Here is a 17,760-nt window from a genome sequence, read left to right on the forward strand (position 1 = left end):
CCGGTCTCACTCAATAAATTGCTGGCATCCCAACCAGCCTTCGCGGCCGGGGAAGCTACCCCGGACAATGCTGCCCATCGGCAGCTGTGTGACATCATCGGGCAGCAGCTCGCCCAGCGGGCAGAAGCGAATGCCCCGCTCCCGCGCCTGGGTAAGGAGATCGTCAAACATCCCGCTTAGCGCGATGCCTTCGACTTCGGCATGAATGGTATACACCGGCATGTCATCCCGCTGCTCAACAATGCGGTCGAGAATAAAATCATTGAACGCCTGGCGGCTCACCGAGGTACCTGCCACTTCATCCCAGGTGGGTAACGTCACCGGGATCTGCACCGTACCCGGCTTGCCGTCCGGCAAACGTGGTCGGAACGGATGCGTACCCCGGCAGTCGCTGTTCCAGGCAAAGCCGAAATGCTGCTTAGCCGCCACGACCCGCCCGTCAGCACGCCAGCCCGCCACGGCAGAACAGTTAACCGGCCTGCCGAGAATGTCCGCCAGCGCGCTGGCACCGCGTTCAATCTCCGCATGCAGCTTTTCCTTCGGCCAGACGCCTGCCCAGGTTTGCCAGGCGAAATGGTCCCAGGCATGCAGCCCGATTTCATGCTGCTTTGCCGCTGCGCGGATCAGATCCGCATGGCCACGGCCAATATTGCGCCCCGGCCACGCGGTCCCCGCCAGCAGAATATCCCAGCCGTAGAGCGATGCGGCGTTAGAACGCAGCATCTTCCACAGGAAACGCGGCTTCAGCAGCCGCCACAGGTGGCGGCCCATATTGTCCGGGCCAACGCTGAAAAAAAAACTCGCCTGAGTCTGTTGCTGCTGCAAAATTTCCAGCAGACGGGGCACCCCGTCACGGGTGCCGCGCCAGGTATCCACATCAATACGCAGACCAACATTGATCATTCAGCTGACTCTCCGCCATCTACCGAATTGAGGAAGAAATCCAGCGTGGCATCGATGGTACGGTTCATCTGTACCGTCGGCTGCCAGCCGAGCAGCCGTTTCGCATTACGAATCGACGGTTTACGGTGCTCAACGTCCTGATACCCCTTACCATAGTAGCTGCTGCTTTCCACCTCGCGGAATCCGGCAAACGGCGGGAAGCGGTGGCGCAGCGGATGGCGGTCAAAGCTCTCCAGCAGCTGCTCTGCCAGCTGTTTGATGCTGGCTTCGTTTTCAGGGTTACCGATATTAATAATCTGCCCGTCGCAGTTCTGCTGCTTGTTTTCAATAATCAAAAACAGCGCTTCAATGCCGTCACGAATATCGGTAAAGCAGCGCTTCTGCCGCCCGCCGTCGATCAGTTTAATCGGTGAACCTTCCACCAGATTGAGGATCAGCTGGGTAATCGCCCGCGAACTGCCGATACGGGCGGCGTTGAGGGTATCCAGCCGCGGTCCCATCCAGTTAAACGGCCGGAACAGGGTGAAGCGCAGCCCCTCTTTCTCGCCGTAGGCCCAGATCACCCGATCAAGCAGCTGCTTGGAGACAGAGTAAATCCAGCGCTGTTTGTTGATCGGACCGACCACCAGATTCGAGTGGTCTTCATCGAAGGTGTCATCGGTACACATACCGTACACTTCGGAGGTAGACGGGAAGATGATGCGCTTCTGGTACTTCACGCAGTCGCGAATAATCTTCAGATTCTCTTCAAAATCCAGCTCGAAAACGCGCAGCGGATTGCGGGTATATTCAATCGGCGTGGCAATGGCGACCAGCGGCAGTATCACATCACATTTTTTAATATGGTACTCAATCCACTCCGAGTGGATACTGATATCCCCCTCAACAAAGTGAAAGCGCGGATGGCCCACAAAGCGGCTGATGGCGTCGGAACCAATATCCAGGCCGTAAATTTCAAAATGATCATCCTGCAGCAGGCGATCGGTCAGATGATTGCCGATAAAGCCGTTTACGCCGAGGATCAGTACGCGAGTCAGGCGCTTAATTGCCGACACCGGCTGATTGTGCAGAATCGCCCCGCTGACCAGCCCCAGCGTTTGCGCCAGCTGCCGGCCCTGCATATAGACACCGCTGTCGCCCTGGCCGGTGACGATCTCCAGCGCGCCGTCTCCGCTGGCTACCACCAGCGGATTCACCGACAGCACGGTGCCCGGCTTAGCCGCCGGGAAATCATGCCTGACCGCCGACTGCCAGACGATAAATTTGCCGGAACCCACGAAGCTGAACGCGCCCGGCCACGGATCGGTGACCGCGCGCACCAGGTTGTGAATACGATGGGCTGGCTGAGTCCAGTCAATACGCCCGTCTTCCGGAGTACGACGCCCGACGTAGCTCGCCTGGCTTTCATCCTGTTCCCGCTCGGAAAAATCACCGCTTAAAATGCCGGGCAGGCTGACCGCCAACAGCTCGGCGCTGCTGAGGCACAGCTTGCGGTGCAGGGTGATCGCATTATCCTGCGGATCGATAGCGACCCGCTGCTGGGCGACAATTGCGCCAGCATCGGCACGCTTCACCATGCGATGCAGCGTGACGCCGGTTTCGTCTTCGCCGTTGACCAGCACCCAGTTCAGCGGCGCGCGGCCACGGTAGCGAGGCAGCAGCGAAGCATGCAGATTAAATGCGCCTTCGCTGGCGCTGTTGAGGATCGCGTCACTCAGCATCTGCCGATAGTGGAACGAGAAAATCGCCTGCGGTGCCATGGCTTTAATACGCTCAACCCACAGCGGATGGTTCACATCCTCCGGGGCATAGACCGGCACGCTCAGCTCTGCCGCCGTGCGCGCCACCGAACCGTAAAACTGATTTTCAGCGGCATTGTCGGCGTGGGTGAAAATGGCTTGGATCTCGAATCCCGCGGTGTGCAGCGCACGAATACCCGTGCAACCAATATCATGGTAGGCGAAAACTACTGCTTTCATCATTGCTTGTCCTGTGTGGAGTCGGCGTTGTGACTGACAACGCGCTGAATAAAATAGCGAGGGCGAGCGCGGACATCGTTGTAAATTCGTCCGATATACTCACCCAGCAGGCCCATGCCAATGAACTGCGCGCCGATAAAAATAAACAACACGGCAAACAGCATAAACACCCCTTCCGCCGACCACTCCGGCCCAAGGAACAAGCGCAACACGACCAGCAGCACGGCAATGGCAAATCCCGATAGCGCGATAATGCTGCCGAACACACTCAGCAGACGCAGCGGCGTGGTAGTCAGACAGGTAATCAGGTCGTACATCAGGTTAATCAGCCGCATAAAGCTGTATTTGGAATCGCCAAATTCCCGCTCGGCATGCATCACCGGAATTTCCGTCGCCCGACGGGCAAAGGTATTAGCAAGAATCGGGATAAATGTGCTGCGCTCGTGGCAGTGCAGCATCGCATCGATGATATGGCGGCGATAGGCGCGCAGCATGCAGCCGTAATCCCCCATCGCCTTACCGGTGGTACGCTGGATCAGGCGATTAATCATCTGCGAGGCACATTTGCGGAACCAGCTGTCCTGGCGGTTCTGACGCACGGTGCCCACCACGTCATAACCCTCCATCGCCACCGCGACCAGCCGGGGAATTTCCTCCGGCGGATTTTGTAAATCCGCATCCAGAGTGATAATCAGATCGCCCGATACGTGGCTGAATCCGGCCATAATCGCCGAGTGCTGGCCGTAGTTACGGTTGAGCAACACCGCTATCACCCTGCTACCCGGCAGTTCAGCGGCGGCGGTCAACATCTCCGCCGAGCTGTCGTTACTGCCGTCATCCACCAGCAGGATTTCATAATCCACCGTCAACGTGTCGCAGGCAGCCTGCGTCCGGCGAATTAACTCGTTCAGGCTGTCCTGTTCGTTGTAAACCGGGATCACCACCGAGACCTTTTTAATATCCTGGTCTGTCATCTTATTTACCTGCAATCTGGCGCAGTGCCGCGATGACGCGATCGGTATCTTCATCGGTCATCGTCGGGAACAGCGGGATGGAACAAATGCGCGCGGAATTCCACTCCGTATTGGGGAGCGTTAGGTCAGGGAAGCGTTCGCGGTAATATTTTTGCGTGTGGGCCGCACGGAAATGCAGCCCGCTGCCGATGCCCTGTTCCTTCAGGCGCTGCATCAGCTCATCGCGGTTGAGGCCGCAGGTTTGCGGATCGATGCGCAGAATAAACAGATGCCAGGCGTGCTGGTGCGGCCAGGCGGGCTGCTTCAGCGGCAGGAACGGCGTATCGGCAAGCTCAAGCAGATAGCGGCGGGCAATCTGCTCGCGGCGGGCATTATGCTGCGCCAGTTTTTTCAGCTGAACCAGGGCAATAGCGGCATTCAGATCGGCCAGATTGTATTTGTACCCTGGCGCGATCACTTCCGCCTGCGGCGCGCGGCCGTGGGTCTGGCGATCGTAAGCATCGACTCCCAGCCCGTGAAACTTCAGGCTGCGCACGCGGTCAGCCAGAGCCACATCATCAGTCACCACCATGCCACCTTCGGCGCAGCTCATATTTTTAATGGCGTGGAAGGAGAAAATCGCCGTTCCCGTCGCCCCGACGTGGCGGCCCTGATAAAAGGTGCCAGCGGCATGAGCAGCGTCATCGATTACCGGGATACCGTAGCGTTTACCCAGCGCGTGAATCGCGTCGATGTCGGCCGGTACGCCTGCGTAGTGCACGGGAATAATGGCTTTCGTGCGCGGGGTGATCGCCGCTTCAATCAGTTCGGGCGTGACCATCAGCGTATCGCGATCGACGTCGATCATCACCGGCGTGGCACCGAGCAGCGCAATCATATTTAGTGTGGAAACCCAGGTCATTGACGGTGTAATGACTTCATCGCCCGCCTGAATGCCCAGCCCCATCAGCGTAACGTGCATCCCGGCAGTTGCCGAGCTGACGGCGATCGCGTGTCTGTTACCCGTAAGCTGGCAAAATTCCTGCTCAAGCTGCTGATTTTTAGGACCGGTGGTGATCCAACCTGAACGCAAAACCTCTGCCAGCGCGTCAAGCTCTTCGCTGCCCATTGCCGGGCGGGAAAAAGGTAAAAACTCCAACATTGATTAATCTCTCTAAACAGTTATCACCAATAAACTGGCAGAAATTAACCGTGGGGCGTGCAAAAACGCACCTCGGGAAAAGTGAGTAATAGTTGGGATGACCTCGTGAAAACGCCAGCGGCGAAAACATCGCCGTTAGCCACGAAAACAGACCGGAACAATAACTCACTAACAACAGGTGAGTTATCTTAGCTTCGCGACTATACACAGAGCATAAATGAATTTTCTTAGGGGAAGATTAAGAACATCTGCGGGGGGAGATTAAATCAGGTTGGTTGTCGTGCCGTTTATCTAAAGATGGCACGACGAAATGTAACCTACCAGGATAAACCTGAAATATAAAATAAAATTCATGTTTTTGTCACAGAACATTTGTGAATATTGCGATTGAGACAAATACAAAAACAGGGCCACCTGCTAACTCAAGGTGGCCCGGTGATAGATTACTTACGCGCGTCCAGCAGCTGAGTGGCGTTTTCCGGGGTGACTTCGGTCCACGGTACGGAGTAGCGTTTTGATATACCGTCATCCCAGGCCATTTTGCCTTCGTACTGTTTCCAGATAGTGGACTGTGGCTGATAGCTGTCACCCTTCACCGCACGCAGCGCCACGTCGATTGAGCCCTGCATCTGCGCGTGCGCATCCTGCAGAATCGACACCATTTCACCTGCCTGTACCGCACGGATCGCATCGGAAACGCCGTCCACACCAGCGATCGCAAAGTCTTTCACATTCAGATTGGCACCTTTGATCGCTTCAATCGCTCCCAGCGCCATTTCGTCGTTCTGCGCGATCACGCCGTTAATCTGACCACGGTGTTTTTGTAACCAGTTTTCCATCAGCGGCAGCGCTTCGGCGCGTGACCAGTTGGCGGTTTTGCGCTCCAGCACCTTCACGTTACCGGCACCGCATTCGGCGATAGCTTTATCGTTGCCCTGGCCACGCTGGATCTCACCGCTGCCGCCCTTCGGCCCTTCAATGATCACCACGTTGCCTTTGCAGTTCATTTTCTTCAGAACCGCTTTGGCTTCCAGATAGCCGCCCAGCACATCATCGGACACCACTTCGGAGGTCATTTTGTCGGTATTCAGACGCGCGTTAGTCACCACCACTGGAATTTTCGCTTTGTTTGCCATGGTCACCACGTCGATATTCGCTTCGTAGTCCATTGGGTTAATAATAATCGCGTCGGCGTGGGTCTGAATGGCGGTTTCCGCCTGGTTATTCTGCACCATCGGATCGTATCGTCCGTCGTAAACGGTTAACTGTACGTCGCCGCTTTTGACCGCCGGATGCTCTTTACCGGCTTTCTCCATCAGTTGGACAAACTCCGCTTTCATTCCGTACATCAGCACCGCAATTTTAACCGGTGCGGCGTGAGCGGCCATACAGCCCATTAACAGGCCGGAGGTCAGCAGAGCTGTTTTCGTCATCTTATGCATTTTAACTCCTGGTTTTTGTAGGATACTCACCTGTTAAACAGGCTGTTTATTTATTCCGTGAACACAGTATTAATCGCGCTGTTGTTTACGCGACGGATCGAGCAGTACGGCAACCACAATTAATGCGCCTTTAATAATCTGCTGGTAATAAGATTGCACGCCGAGCAGATCGAGGCCGTTATTCATTACACCGATAATTAAAATCCCAAACAGCGTACCGACCAGCGTTCCTACGCCTCCGGCCATACTGGTACCGCCAATCACCACGGCGGCGATGGCATCCAGCTCGTAGGCAGCCCCGGCGTTAGTTTGTGCCGAACCGGTGCGTGCGGTGAGGATCAACCCGGCAATCCCGGCCAGCGCGCCGCACAGGGTGTAAACCAGCACTTTGATTTTCACCACGCTGATGCCCGAGGTGCGCGCGCTTTTCTGGTTACCACCGACCGCGTAAACGTAGCGGCCAAACAGGGTTTTATTCAGCAAGACCCAGGCCAGAGCAAACAGCACCACGAACAGGATCACCGGCACCGGAATGCCCAGCACGTAGCCATTGCCTAACCAGCGGAAATCGGCATTGAGCTGGGATACCGGGTTACCGTCGGTGGTCAACAGCGCCAGCCCGCGCGCCGCAGACAGCATGCCCATGGTGACGATAAATGGCTGCAGGCGATAGCGCGCCAGGATAGTGCCGTTCAGCAGGCCGCAGACAATCCCGATGCCGAGCGCGATAATCAGCGGCATCAGCACCGCATGAGCAGTATCGCCAATCGCCAGACCGGTATTGGTGGTGGCAAAGCGCGCGGCCACGATGCCGCTCAGCGCCAGTACCGACCCTACCGACAGATCCACCCCGGCGGTAATAATCACGAAGGTCATGCCGATCGCCAGGATGCCGTTAATCGAAATCTGACGCAGAACAATCAGCATATTTTCGTTACTGAGGAAGTAGTTACTGCTCCAGACCCCCTTGGCAACCTGAACTTCACCAATTACCGTCACCACCAGGCACAGGACAAAGAACGCAATAATGATGCCGTATTTATGCAGGTGACGCTTATTTCGGGCGAATAAAGACAACCCCGGTGTGATTGAATGGGTAGTATTCATCATTTTATCTCTTATATTCTGTAAAAAATCAGCGCGCAGATAGATTATTGATCGCTAAATTTCGCCAGATAGTTAAAGCGGATTTACACCGCCAGCTTCATTAATTCTGCCTGGGTAACATTGTCAGCCGATAATTCCCCGGCCAGCGCACCATCTTTAAATACCAGGATACGGTCGCTCATGCCGATAATTTCCGACAGCTCGGAGGAAACCATAATAATGCCGCGATCCTTGAGCGCGAATTCCGACATAAAACGGTAAATCTCTTTTTTCGCGCCAACATCAATGCCGCGCGTTGGCTCATCCAGCAGCATCACCTGTGGATCGACCAGCGCCCAGCGCCCGAGTACCACCTTCTGCTGATTGCCGCCGCTCAGGTTGCCTACCAGCTGATCCCCGTTCGGCGTTTTGACGTTAAAACGCTGGATCATCTCGCGCGTGCGCTGCTGCTCGCGACGGTCGCTGATAAATCCTCCCCGACTGATATCCTGGAACGAGGCGATATTGATGTTTTCATTCACAGACCGACACAGCACTAAACCGGTCTCTTTACGATCTTCCGTCACATAGGCAATTCCGCTGGCGATCGACTCCTTTGGCGAATGGCGCGCCAGGGTTTTCCCGCCCAGTTGCACCGTACCGCTATCGGCATGATTAATACCAAAAATCAGATCGAGAAACTCGCTGCGCCCTGAACCAACCAGGCCGTAAATACCGAGAATTTCTCCGCGCTTCAGCGTCAGGCTGATATCCCGCACCTTCCTGCCCCAGCTCAGGTTATTCACCTGCATCATCACTTCGTCGCCGGGCCGGTTGAATTTAGCGAACTCATTTTCAAACTCGCCGCCGATAATATGTTCAATCAGCTGCTCGCGGGTGATATCACTCAGCAGACCTTCGTGGATATAGCTCCCGTCCCGGAAGATGGTGTAGCTGTCGGCGATCTGGAAAATTTCCGCCAGCCGGTGCGAAACATAGATAATCCCCTTGCCCTTCTGCGCCAGCCGGGTGATCACCTGGAAAATCTTCTGCACATCCTCCTCGCCAATCGCCGAAGTCGGTTCATCCATAATGATAATATCGGCGTTGGCGTGGGACAGCGCTTTGGCAATCTCCACCAGCTGCTGTTCCGCCACGCTGAGATTGCGCATCTTCTCGGTCGGCGACAGGGTAAAGTGCAGATCCGCCAGCAGCTCAGCGGTTTGCTGGTTCATGCGGCGAAAATCGACGAAACCAAAACGGCGCGGCTCGCGCCCCAGCCAGATATTCTCCGCCACCGTTAAATCGGCAATGGTGCTCAATTCCTGCTGGACGATGACAATACCTGCCGCCAGCGCCTCTTTCGGATGGGAGAACTCACAGCGCTTGCCGTTAATAAAGATATCGCCGCTGTCGGGTTGAACAAATCCCATCAGAATGCTGAGAAACGTCGATTTCCCCGCGCCGTTGCCGCCGCACAGGGCGTGGATCGATCCCCGCCGCAGGCAGAATTCGGCGTTTTTCAGCGCTACCACCGGGCCGAAGCTCTTCTTTACGCCGCTGACCTCCAGCAGATAGGCTGACTGCTCTCCTCCGGCTGACTGACTCATAAGCTCACCTCATACTCTTTATGCAGTAAATGCAGATAGCGCTGATAGAGATTGGCATAGCGACGCGTGCGGTCGGCATCCGGCTGCGCGCGGCTGCTTTCGTCCAGCTGTACAAACTGCTGGCACAAATCGGCAAGCAGAGTGGCCGGTGAACGCTTGTTGCCGCTGGCCAGCTGATGGCACCAGATAGCCTGTATTGCCGCTCCCAGAGCCGCACTCTCTTTCTCATGCAGGCACACCACCGGGCACGCCATCACATCGGCGACTATCTGCCGCCAGCGCGGGCTGTTTGCTCCGCCGCCGGTCAGACGGATCTCGCTGACCGCCACGCCCTGCTGGCGGAACAGATCCAGCCCGAAGCGCAGTCCGTAGGTCGCCCCTTCCACTACCGCCAGGCAGAGGTTGGCCGGCGTCAGATTATCGCTGTCCATATTGTGCAGACTGGCCTTAGCTGCCGGCAGTTCCGGTACGCGTTCCCCGTTAAAGAACGGCAGCAGTACCATACCGCCTGCGCCCGGTTCAGCCTGCTCCAGCGCCTGATTAAACGACGCCAGATCCTGATTCAGCAGATGTTGTACTGTGGTCGTCGCCGAAGTCACATTCATGGTACAAATCAGCGGCAGCCAGCCGTTGGTGCTGGAGCAGAATCCGGCGATCATTGCGGAATCCGCCACCACGGGGCTGTCAGAACAGGCAAACAGCGTACCGGATGTGCCAAGGCTCATGGTCAGTATCCCGGGCTGGATATTGCCCGTACCGATAGCCGCCATCATATTGTCACCCCCGCCGCTGGCCACCAGCGTGCCGGCACGCAGGCCCAGCGCCTCTATCGCCCGCTCGCACACCGTCCCCACCGCCCGTTCGGCTGAAATCAGCGGCGGCAGTGCGTTCCACAAGCGGCCGCTGTTGTCGATCAGTTCCACCGTGCGGCGGTCCCAGCAGCGCTGACGGATATCAAACAGTCCGCTGCCGGAAGCATCGCCATACTCGGCACAGCGCACATCGGTCAGCCAGAAGTTCAGATAATCGTGCGGTAGCAGCACCGTTGCCAGCCGCTGCCACAGTTCAGGATGCTGCTGTTTGAACCAGACGATTTTTGAGGCGGTATAACCGGTCGCGACCGTCAGGCCAAGCTGCTCCAGCGAACCCTGCTCGCCGCCGAGCTGTTCCAGCAGCCAGGCATTTTCTTCCGCAGTACTGGTATCGCACCACAGCTTGACCGCGTGCAGCACCTCTCCGGCGTCATCCAGCGCCACGAAACCGTGCTGCTGGCCGGAAACCGACAGCGCAGCAATCTGCTGCGGGTCCACGCCCGCTGCCACTGTTGCCTGCTTAAACGCGGCGATCAGCGCGTCGATCCACCATTCTGCCTGCTGCTCGCGCCGCCCGGATGAATCACTGATCAGCTGATGTGACGCGCTACCGCTACCGAGGAGAGTCCCGCTCTGGTCATCAACAATCACCACTTTGGTACCCTGGGTACCACAGTCAATGCCCGCATACAGCGCCATGACTTACTCCATTTCCAGCATAATTTTGATGTCGTCAGGGTTACCCGCCGCCGCCCGTTCGAATGCAGCGACGCTATCAACAAACTTATAGGTCTGCGAGATCAGCGGCTGAACGCGCAGCTTGCCGGAGCTCAGCAGACGCAGAGTACGCGGATACATATTGGCGTAGCGGAAAATGGTCTTGAAGGTGACTTCTTTCGCCTGGGCCGCCACAATATCCATTGGCGCGGCATCAATCGGCATGCCCACCAGCACCGCGGTGCCGCCCGGAGCGATATGTTCGCTGATCCCGGCAATGGCCGGCTTCGCACCACTACACTCAAACACCACATCAACGCCGTTGCCGCTGGTCAGGCGCGACACGGTAGCAGCCAGCTCGCCGCTTTTAATATTTACCGCATGCAGCCCTTCATAGTTCGCCGCCACCTGCAGTTTTTCATCAAACATGTCGCAGATGATCACGTCTGAACAGCCACCGGCCAGCGCAGCCAGCGCGGTCACCACCCCGATAGGACCTGCACCAATCACCAGCGCGATATCGCCCGGCTTAATCGCCGCTTTAGTGGCGGCATGCATACCGATTGCCAGCGGTTCGACCATCGCGCCCTCGGCAAAGCTGACGTTGTCCGGCAGCTTGAAGGTAAAGGCTGCAGGGTGGATCACCGTTTCGCGCAGGCAACCGTGGATCGGCGGCGTGGCCCAAAAACGCACCGCCGGATCGAGGTTATAGATCCCGGAACGTGACTGCGCGGACTGCATATCCGGAATGCCCGGTTCCATGCACACACGATCGCCCGGCTGTAGATGCTTCACGCCTTTACCGACCGCCAGCACCACGCCAGAAGCCTCGTGGCCCAGCACCATCGGCGCTTCCACCACGAATGGCCCGATACGTCCGTGCTGGTAATAGTGAACATCGCTGCCGCAGATGCCGACGGAGTGGATCTTGATCTCAACGTCAGTGTCGCCCAGCTGCTCATCAAACTGACGATCTTCAATGGCAATTTTGCCTGCTTCTGCAAGAACTAACGCTTTCATATTCGGCTCCCGGTGATATCTAAATGGTATCGATAACATTAATATGACAGCGACAATATCGGATTCAGGGTTAAAAATGTGTGACTCCGGTTAAATTTTTGGCTTTTTCATTACTGAAACATCTTTATGAGGCGGATAATGGCGTGTGAAAGACAATAAAAGCGATCCCGGGATCGTTTTTTCGATGTTACCGATACCAGTTTTTATCTCCGGAGGAAAATCATGAGTACGCGTCAGCAGGCCATTGAACAGACCCGACACTATCTGCAACAGGCTGCCATTCAGCTTACCGAAGCCGAGCAGCAGCAGATTGAAATTGCCACCTTCGGACTGCCGGACTACCCGATATCCGGCCTGCAACTGCTGACCTACATTAATACACCGCGCTACTGCGCCAAGGAGCTGGTGCTGTTCCCACATCAGACCTGCCCTGAGCATTTACATCCACCGTTCGGCGGCACGCCGGGGAAACAGGAAACCTTCCGCTGCCGCTGGGGTGAAGTGTGGCTGTTTGTTGACGATGAAAGTCTGCCCTCTTCGGCAGGCGTCGGGCATCCGCCGGAAGGTGCGGAACAGTGGTATACGGCAAAGAATTACATTTTGCTGCGCCCGGGTGAGCAGTACACTATTTCCCCAAACACGCGTCACTGGTTCCAGGCCGGGGAGCACGGCGCGGTGGTATCAGAGTTCTCTTCAGAAAGCCGCGACGATCTGGATGTCTTTACCGATCCCCGGGTAAACCGCCTGGGATAAGCACGTGCAAGGATTGACTCGCTTCAGGTCTGGCGATCTGTCATGATACGGTAATGGTACAAAATGATATTCAAAGAATCAGGAGTACAAATTGCCGCCAGGCCGGAAAATGAAGGCCACGCTGTCGAGCGTTGCCGCACAATCAAACGTCAGTAAAATTACCGTGTCGCGTGCTTTCTCTCATCCGGACAAGGTGCATCCTGAAACGCTGAAACGAGTGTTGGAAACCGCCGCAGAGATGGGCTACGTGGTCAACACCGCGGCACGTAACCTGCGGGCTCGCGACAGTAAAACCATCGGTATCGTGAATCCCGATATGGGCAATCCGTTCTTCGGTGGTTTAACTCGCCTGATGACGCTGGAGGCCGAAAAAGCGGGCTACGATACGTTGATCTTCGACTCCCGGGAGTCGCAGGAGCATGAGAATCGCATCATCGACAAACTGATTGGCTATAACGTTGATGCGATTGTGCTGTCGGTGATTTCGTCGGATCGCAACTATCAACCTGCCTATATGGCGCAGCTGGAAACCCTGAACATCCCGGTGATCCTGGTGGATCGCGAGCTGGATATCAGTTCATGCAGCGGGGTGTATATCGATAATCTGGATTGTGGTCTACAGGCGGGGCGCTATTTGCTGGATCGTAAAGCGCAGCGAGTGGTGGTGGTTTCCGGTCCGGAGGATTCCAACGTCGCTCGCGAGCGCGTAACCGGTCTGAGCGCCGCGCTGACGGGAAAAGTCGCCAGTTTTGAGGTGCTGTACGCCGATTTCTATATGGATATCGCCGCCAGCATCACCAGTGATTATCTGAAGAACAACCCGCCACCGGATTTCTTCGTGGGCTGTAATAACCAGATTTCACTGGGGATCGTTAAGTCATGTATCGATCATCAGCTTCAGCCGATGAAGGATGTTTCGCTATTCAGCATTGATGAAGTCTCCCATGCGGCGATTTACGGTTTCAATTTCCCCTGTATTTCCCACGATCTGCATGAGATGGCCTGGCAGGTGATCAATCTGGCCATTCGCCGTGCTACCGAGAGCGATATCAAGCCGGGCAAGGTGATTGTGCGCGGGAAGATGCTGGCCGGATAACGCACCCTCGTGTTCCTGCCGTCTGCACCTTTGTGGGCGGTAGCTGAGAGCGGTTCTGGCCGCTGGATTTGCTGAACAGCGGTTTGAATGCTGATGTTGATGCTGATGCTGATGCTGATGCTGATGCTGATGCTGATGCTGATGCTGATGCTGATGCTGATGCTGAAATTTTCACATGGAGTTTTTATGAGTGACACCTTTTTACCTGAAATGCTACTGACCCTGCTTGATGGTTCACTGCCCGATAGTCACCTGCATCAGGCTATTCGCCTTTCCAGCGTGGGCAGTAACGGCTGGCCATATGCGGCTCAGCTGAGCGTGGGGGAAATTATCGCCCTTTCTCCGCAGCAGCTGCGTTTCGCCATCTGGCCCGGCTCCACCACCACCGCCAATCTGGTCCGCGACGGTAAAATGACGCTGGCACTGGTGGATGACGGGGCGGTGATTGAGATTCAGGCGCTGGCGCAAAAGCGTGAAGAAGCGATTACCGATCTTCAGCTGGCAGTCTTTGATGCCGCGGTACAGCAGGTGGTGATTCACCGTGCGCCCTATGCAACCGTAACCAGCGGGGTAACGTTTAGCCTGAAGGATGAGGCAGCGGCGGTTGCGCGCTGGCGGCAGCAGATCGTGCAGTTGAAGGCGCTGCCGGGCGGTTGAGTATCGCGGGTAATAAGATAGTGAAATCTGTAGTTTGTTAAGTCGCGGGTTAAACCGTGCCGGGTTCCCAGCCTCTGCCGGGGCTTCCGGACGGTCCTCGCGCCACGCACTGCGTGATGCCTTCGGTTACAGCATCCGGCCGGACAGAACGGCTTTGTCGCTGATGGAATGGTGTCCGGTTCCCAGCCTCTGCCGGGGCTTCCGGACGGTCCTCGCGCCACGCGCTGCGTGATGCCTTCGGTTACAGCCTCCGGCCGGTCGGACCGGCTAAGACGTGTCATCCCTGACCCGACTTAGCCTGACGCCAACTTCCCTGTTGGCGTCTCCTGGCCTGCTGCTTTCACCTCAGCGCTGCGGATTGTCCGGTATCCCCGGCAGAGGCTGTGCACCTTCATTACACTGTTATCGCTGCCTGGTAAACGGTTCCGGCTGCGATGTATCGCTTGAAGACCACACCAGAGTTACGGCGATGACGGGTTGCTGCCACGACGGGCAATTCGCAGCGCTGAACGGAGAGAGGAAGCCAGGATAAGCCCGCAGGACGCGGGCGCAAGGCTCGGTCGGCACACGGATGTGCCGTCTGAGCCGATCCGACCGGCTGACGAATGCAGTGAGGGCACCACGCAGCGCGTGGCGCGAGGACCGCCCGTCGTGGCAGTAACCCGTCTGCGCAGTCACAACGATAACAGGCTGACTGCCAGTTTCCCCTGGCGCTCAACCGCAACGCCGAACGTAGAGAAAAACCTGGATTCATCCCTCAGGCAACTCGGAAGTCAGAAAGCAGGCTGGTTGTGCCCCCGGACGGGCAATCCGCAGCGCTGAACGCAGAGAGGAAAGCCAGGATTCGCCCACATGGACGTGGGCGAAAGGCACAGCCGCGCAGGACGCGCGTCTGTGCTGGTCCGGTAGGCTGACGAACGAAGTGAAGGCACCGCAACGCGGCGCGAGGACCGCCCGACCGGGGGCACAACCAGCCAGCGTAGCCACAGCAGTCACAGTCAACACAGTCACAACGGCACCGATTTCCCCAAACTACAGACAAAAAAAAGACGGCCGTAAAAACGGCCGCCCTCAACGCTATCTCAGTAGCGGACCCGCAGGCCCGCCCCGAATTAAACGCTTACTTACCGTCCGGCAAAGCATAAGCAATCACATGATCGCCCATCTTCGTACCGAATGAACCGTGACCACCGGCCACAATCACCACGTACTGCTTACCGTTCACTTCATACGTCATCGGCGTTGCCTGACCACCTGCCGGCAGACGCGCCTGCCACAGCTGCTCGCCGTTAGACACGTTAAACGCACGCAGATAGTTATCAGCGGTAGCCGCAATGAAGAACACGTTACCGGCAGTAGAAACCGGGCCGCCCAGCATTGGCATACCCATTTTAAACGGCAGCGGAATTGGTGAACTGTCGCGCACCGTACCGATGCGTTTTTTCCACACGATATCGTTAGTTTTCAGATCAATCGCTGAAATGTAGCCCCATGAAGGCTGCTTGCACGGGAAGCCCAGCGGAGACAGGAACGGATTCAGCGTCACGCCGTACGGCACACCGTACTGTGGCTGAATACCCGACTCGCTACCGGTGCCGCCCTTATCGTTCTCATCCGGCTCCATTGGATTACCCGGACCACGCGGTACCAGACGGGAAACGAACGGCAGCGCCATTGGGTTAGCCACGGCGACCTGACGGTCAGTATCCACAGAGATACCGCCCCATTCGAACATCCCCAGGTTACCCGGGAACACCAGCGTACCCTGCTCGGATGGCGGGGTGAACGGGCCTTCATAACGCAGCTGATGGAACATCACGCGGCAGATCAGCTGATCGTAGATAGTGGCACCCCACATATCTTTACCGGCCAGATGCTCTTTAGGACGGAAGCTCAGCTCAGAGTATGGCTGGGTAGGAGAAAGGCGATCGCCCTTCGCCGGGCCACCCGGTACCTTCATCTCAGGAGCGGGAACCACCGGCTTACCGTTGCGGCGATCCAGTACGAACAGGTCACCGGTTTTGGTCGGAACATAGATAACCGGCACTTTGTTACCGTTCTTATCATCAATGTCCGCCAGCGTTGGCTGAGCCGGAACGTCCATATCCCACAGGTCGTGATGCACGGTCTGGTAGAACCAGGCCAGCTTACCGGTTGTCGCATTCAGCGCCAGCAGGCCGGTCGCAAAACGCTCCATCTCTGGCGTACGGTTACCGCCCCAGATATCCGGGGTAGATACGCCAATCGGCAGATACACCAGGTCCAGCGCAGAATCATACGCGGCCGGTGCCCAGGAGTTCGGCGAGTTAGGCGTGTAGTGCTGATCCGCTTCCGGCAGCAGGTTTGGATCTTTAGCGCCGGTATCGAAGGCCCACAGCAGCTTACCGGTCTTCACGTCAAAACCACGGACAACGCCGGACGGCTCTTTGGTGGAGTAGTTATCGGTCACTGCACCCGCCATCACGATGGTGGTCGGTGTCACAATCGGCGGTGAGGTTGGCTCATAGCCGCCTACCTTGTTGAACGGCATATTGCTCTGCAGGTTCAGCTTGCCGTTGTCACCAAATTCCGCACACAGTTCACCGGTTTCGGCATCCAGCGCATACAGGTTACCGTCGTTCACCGGCAGCAAAATGCGGCGTGCGCACAGCGCAGGCCTGGCGTCCGCCGGCAGCGCAGCGGCTTCCGGGGTCTGATAGTAAGACACGCCGCGACAGGTCACGTGCTGGAACGTCGGGTCAGTCTTCATTTTCGGATCAAAACGCCACTTCTCTTTACCGGTCGCGGCATCCAGCGCAAACAGCTTCTGGTGTGCCGTACACAGGTAAAGCGCATTACCGATTTTAATCGGCGTAGCTTCGTTGGTGATTTCACCCGGATCGGTTGCGGTTTTCAAATCGCCGGTCTGGAAGTCCCACGCCTGCTGCAGCTCGCCGACGTTCTTATCGGTAATCTGCTTCAGCGGAGAATAACGGGTACCGCCCTGGGTGCGGCCATAGGCAGGCCAGTCACCGGCAGCAACGCCGTCAGCAGAAGGCGCAGGCTGTTCAACCTGGTCAGCGCTCAGGGTACCGTTCACTTCCTGCGGATCGTTAAATACCGAGTAAGCCAGTACGATAACCACAAACACCAGCACGCCGGCCAGCGCCGTGCGCGGGAAGGCGCCTTCGCTGGCCAGGCCGCGCCAGATAAACGGCAGTACCAGCCACAGGCCGAAGAAGAAGGTCACATCCAGACGCGGAGTCAGCGCCCAGAAATCCGATCCCACTTCCCACAGCGACCAGATGGTAGTGCCGAGCAGGAACAGTGCATAGAGCAGTAGCGCTGCGCCACGGCGGCGGAACAGCAAAAAGGCGATGATCAGCTGAATTACACCGGCAATAATGTAGTAGAGCGAACCGCCCAGTTTAGCTAACCAGATACCGCCAATTAACAGATACAGGCCGCTGAGTACGGCAAATATCGTCGTCAACAGGATCAGTATCCTTGATGCTTTACTTTGCATAATTTGAACCTTACCAATATTTAAAGTCGCCGATTAAGCGTACGCCTAATCTTTAAAAACACCCG

Annotated in this window: 13 protein-coding genes; 3 read left to right on the forward strand and 10 right to left on the reverse strand. The window is 56.8% G+C overall.

Annotated elements, in window-relative coordinates; translation table 11 throughout:
* Window positions 1-6: 6 nt before the first annotated feature.
* The 9 genes from arnD to AC07U6_RS10930 form a co-directional block, all read right to left on the reverse strand.
* Entirely contained in the window at window positions 7-903 is an 897-nt protein-coding gene (gene arnD, locus AC07U6_RS10890) for a 4-deoxy-4-formamido-L-arabinose-phosphoundecaprenol deformylase (RefSeq protein ID WP_494761947.1), read from the reverse strand.
* Window positions 900-2,882 carry a bifunctional UDP-4-amino-4-deoxy-L-arabinose formyltransferase/UDP-glucuronic acid oxidase ArnA gene (arnA, locus tag AC07U6_RS10895; protein WP_494764454.1) on the reverse strand — a complete coding sequence of 661 codons (1,983 nt, stop codon included), beginning with the start codon at window positions 2,880-2,882 and terminating at the stop codon, window positions 900-902. The genes arnD and arnA overlap by 4 nt, the downstream gene beginning before the upstream one ends.
* The gene (gene arnC / locus AC07U6_RS10900) at window positions 2,882-3,856 is read right to left on the reverse strand and encodes an undecaprenyl-phosphate 4-deoxy-4-formamido-L-arabinose transferase (protein ID WP_494761946.1); all 975 of its coding nucleotides are present in this window, start codon (window positions 3,854-3,856) and stop codon (window positions 2,882-2,884) included. The genes arnA and arnC overlap by 1 nt, the downstream gene beginning before the upstream one ends.
* Window position 3,857: 1 nt before the next feature.
* Complete coding sequence (arnB, locus tag AC07U6_RS10905) at window positions 3,858-4,997, reverse strand: UDP-4-amino-4-deoxy-L-arabinose aminotransferase (RefSeq protein ID WP_494761945.1); 1,140 nt, start codon at window positions 4,995-4,997, stop codon at window positions 3,858-3,860.
* Window positions 4,998-5,440: 443 nt separating this feature from the next.
* The gene (locus AC07U6_RS10910) at window positions 5,441-6,430 is read right to left on the reverse strand and encodes a substrate-binding domain-containing protein (RefSeq protein WP_494761944.1); all 990 of its coding nucleotides are present in this window, start codon (window positions 6,428-6,430) and stop codon (window positions 5,441-5,443) included.
* 78 nt (window positions 6,431-6,508) lie between these two features.
* Window positions 6,509-7,546 (reverse strand): ABC transporter permease, encoded by a 1,038-nt coding sequence (locus AC07U6_RS10915; protein ID WP_494764453.1) that lies wholly within the window; start codon window positions 7,544-7,546, stop codon window positions 6,509-6,511.
* Window positions 7,547-7,629: 83 nt separating this feature from the next.
* Complete coding sequence (locus AC07U6_RS10920) at window positions 7,630-9,135, reverse strand: sugar ABC transporter ATP-binding protein (protein WP_494761943.1); 1,506 nt, start codon at window positions 9,133-9,135, stop codon at window positions 7,630-7,632.
* Window positions 9,132-10,646, reverse strand: a complete 1,515-nt coding sequence (gene xylB, locus AC07U6_RS10925) for a xylulokinase (RefSeq protein WP_494761942.1) — start codon at window positions 10,644-10,646, stop codon at window positions 9,132-9,134. Before xylB ends, AC07U6_RS10920 begins: the two co-directional genes overlap by 4 nt.
* Before the next feature lie 3 nt (window positions 10,647-10,649).
* Entirely contained in the window at window positions 10,650-11,684 is a 1,035-nt protein-coding gene (locus AC07U6_RS10930; RefSeq protein ID WP_494761941.1) for an NAD(P)-dependent alcohol dehydrogenase, read from the reverse strand.
* A 222-nt stretch (window positions 11,685-11,906) separates the two neighbouring features.
* Between AC07U6_RS10930 and AC07U6_RS10935 the strand changes: the two genes are divergently transcribed.
* The 3 genes from AC07U6_RS10935 to AC07U6_RS10945 all read left to right on the forward strand — a co-directional run bounded on the left by AC07U6_RS10935 (window position 11,907) and on the right by AC07U6_RS10945 (window position 14,190).
* Entirely contained in the window at window positions 11,907-12,437 is a 531-nt protein-coding gene (locus AC07U6_RS10935; RefSeq protein ID WP_494761940.1) for a D-lyxose/D-mannose family sugar isomerase, read from the forward strand.
* 109 nt (window positions 12,438-12,546) lie between these two features.
* On the forward strand, window positions 12,547-13,533 hold the full coding sequence (locus tag AC07U6_RS10940) for a LacI family DNA-binding transcriptional regulator (RefSeq protein WP_494764452.1): 987 nt from the start codon (window positions 12,547-12,549) through the stop codon (window positions 13,531-13,533).
* An 87-nt stretch (window positions 13,534-13,620) separates the two neighbouring features.
* On the forward strand, window positions 13,621-14,190 hold the full coding sequence (locus tag AC07U6_RS10945; RefSeq protein WP_494761939.1) for a pyridoxamine 5-phosphate oxidase: 570 nt from the start codon (window positions 13,621-13,623) through the stop codon (window positions 14,188-14,190).
* Between the two features lie 1,120 nt (window positions 14,191-15,310).
* Here the strand turns inward: AC07U6_RS10945 and AC07U6_RS10950 are convergent.
* Entirely contained in the window at window positions 15,311-17,695 is a 2,385-nt protein-coding gene (locus AC07U6_RS10950) for a glucose/quinate/shikimate family membrane-bound PQQ-dependent dehydrogenase (RefSeq protein ID WP_494761938.1), read from the reverse strand.
* Window positions 17,696-17,760 lie beyond the last annotated feature (65 nt).

Source organism: Erwinia sp. GW821-FHT03D09, from assembly GCF_059420805.1.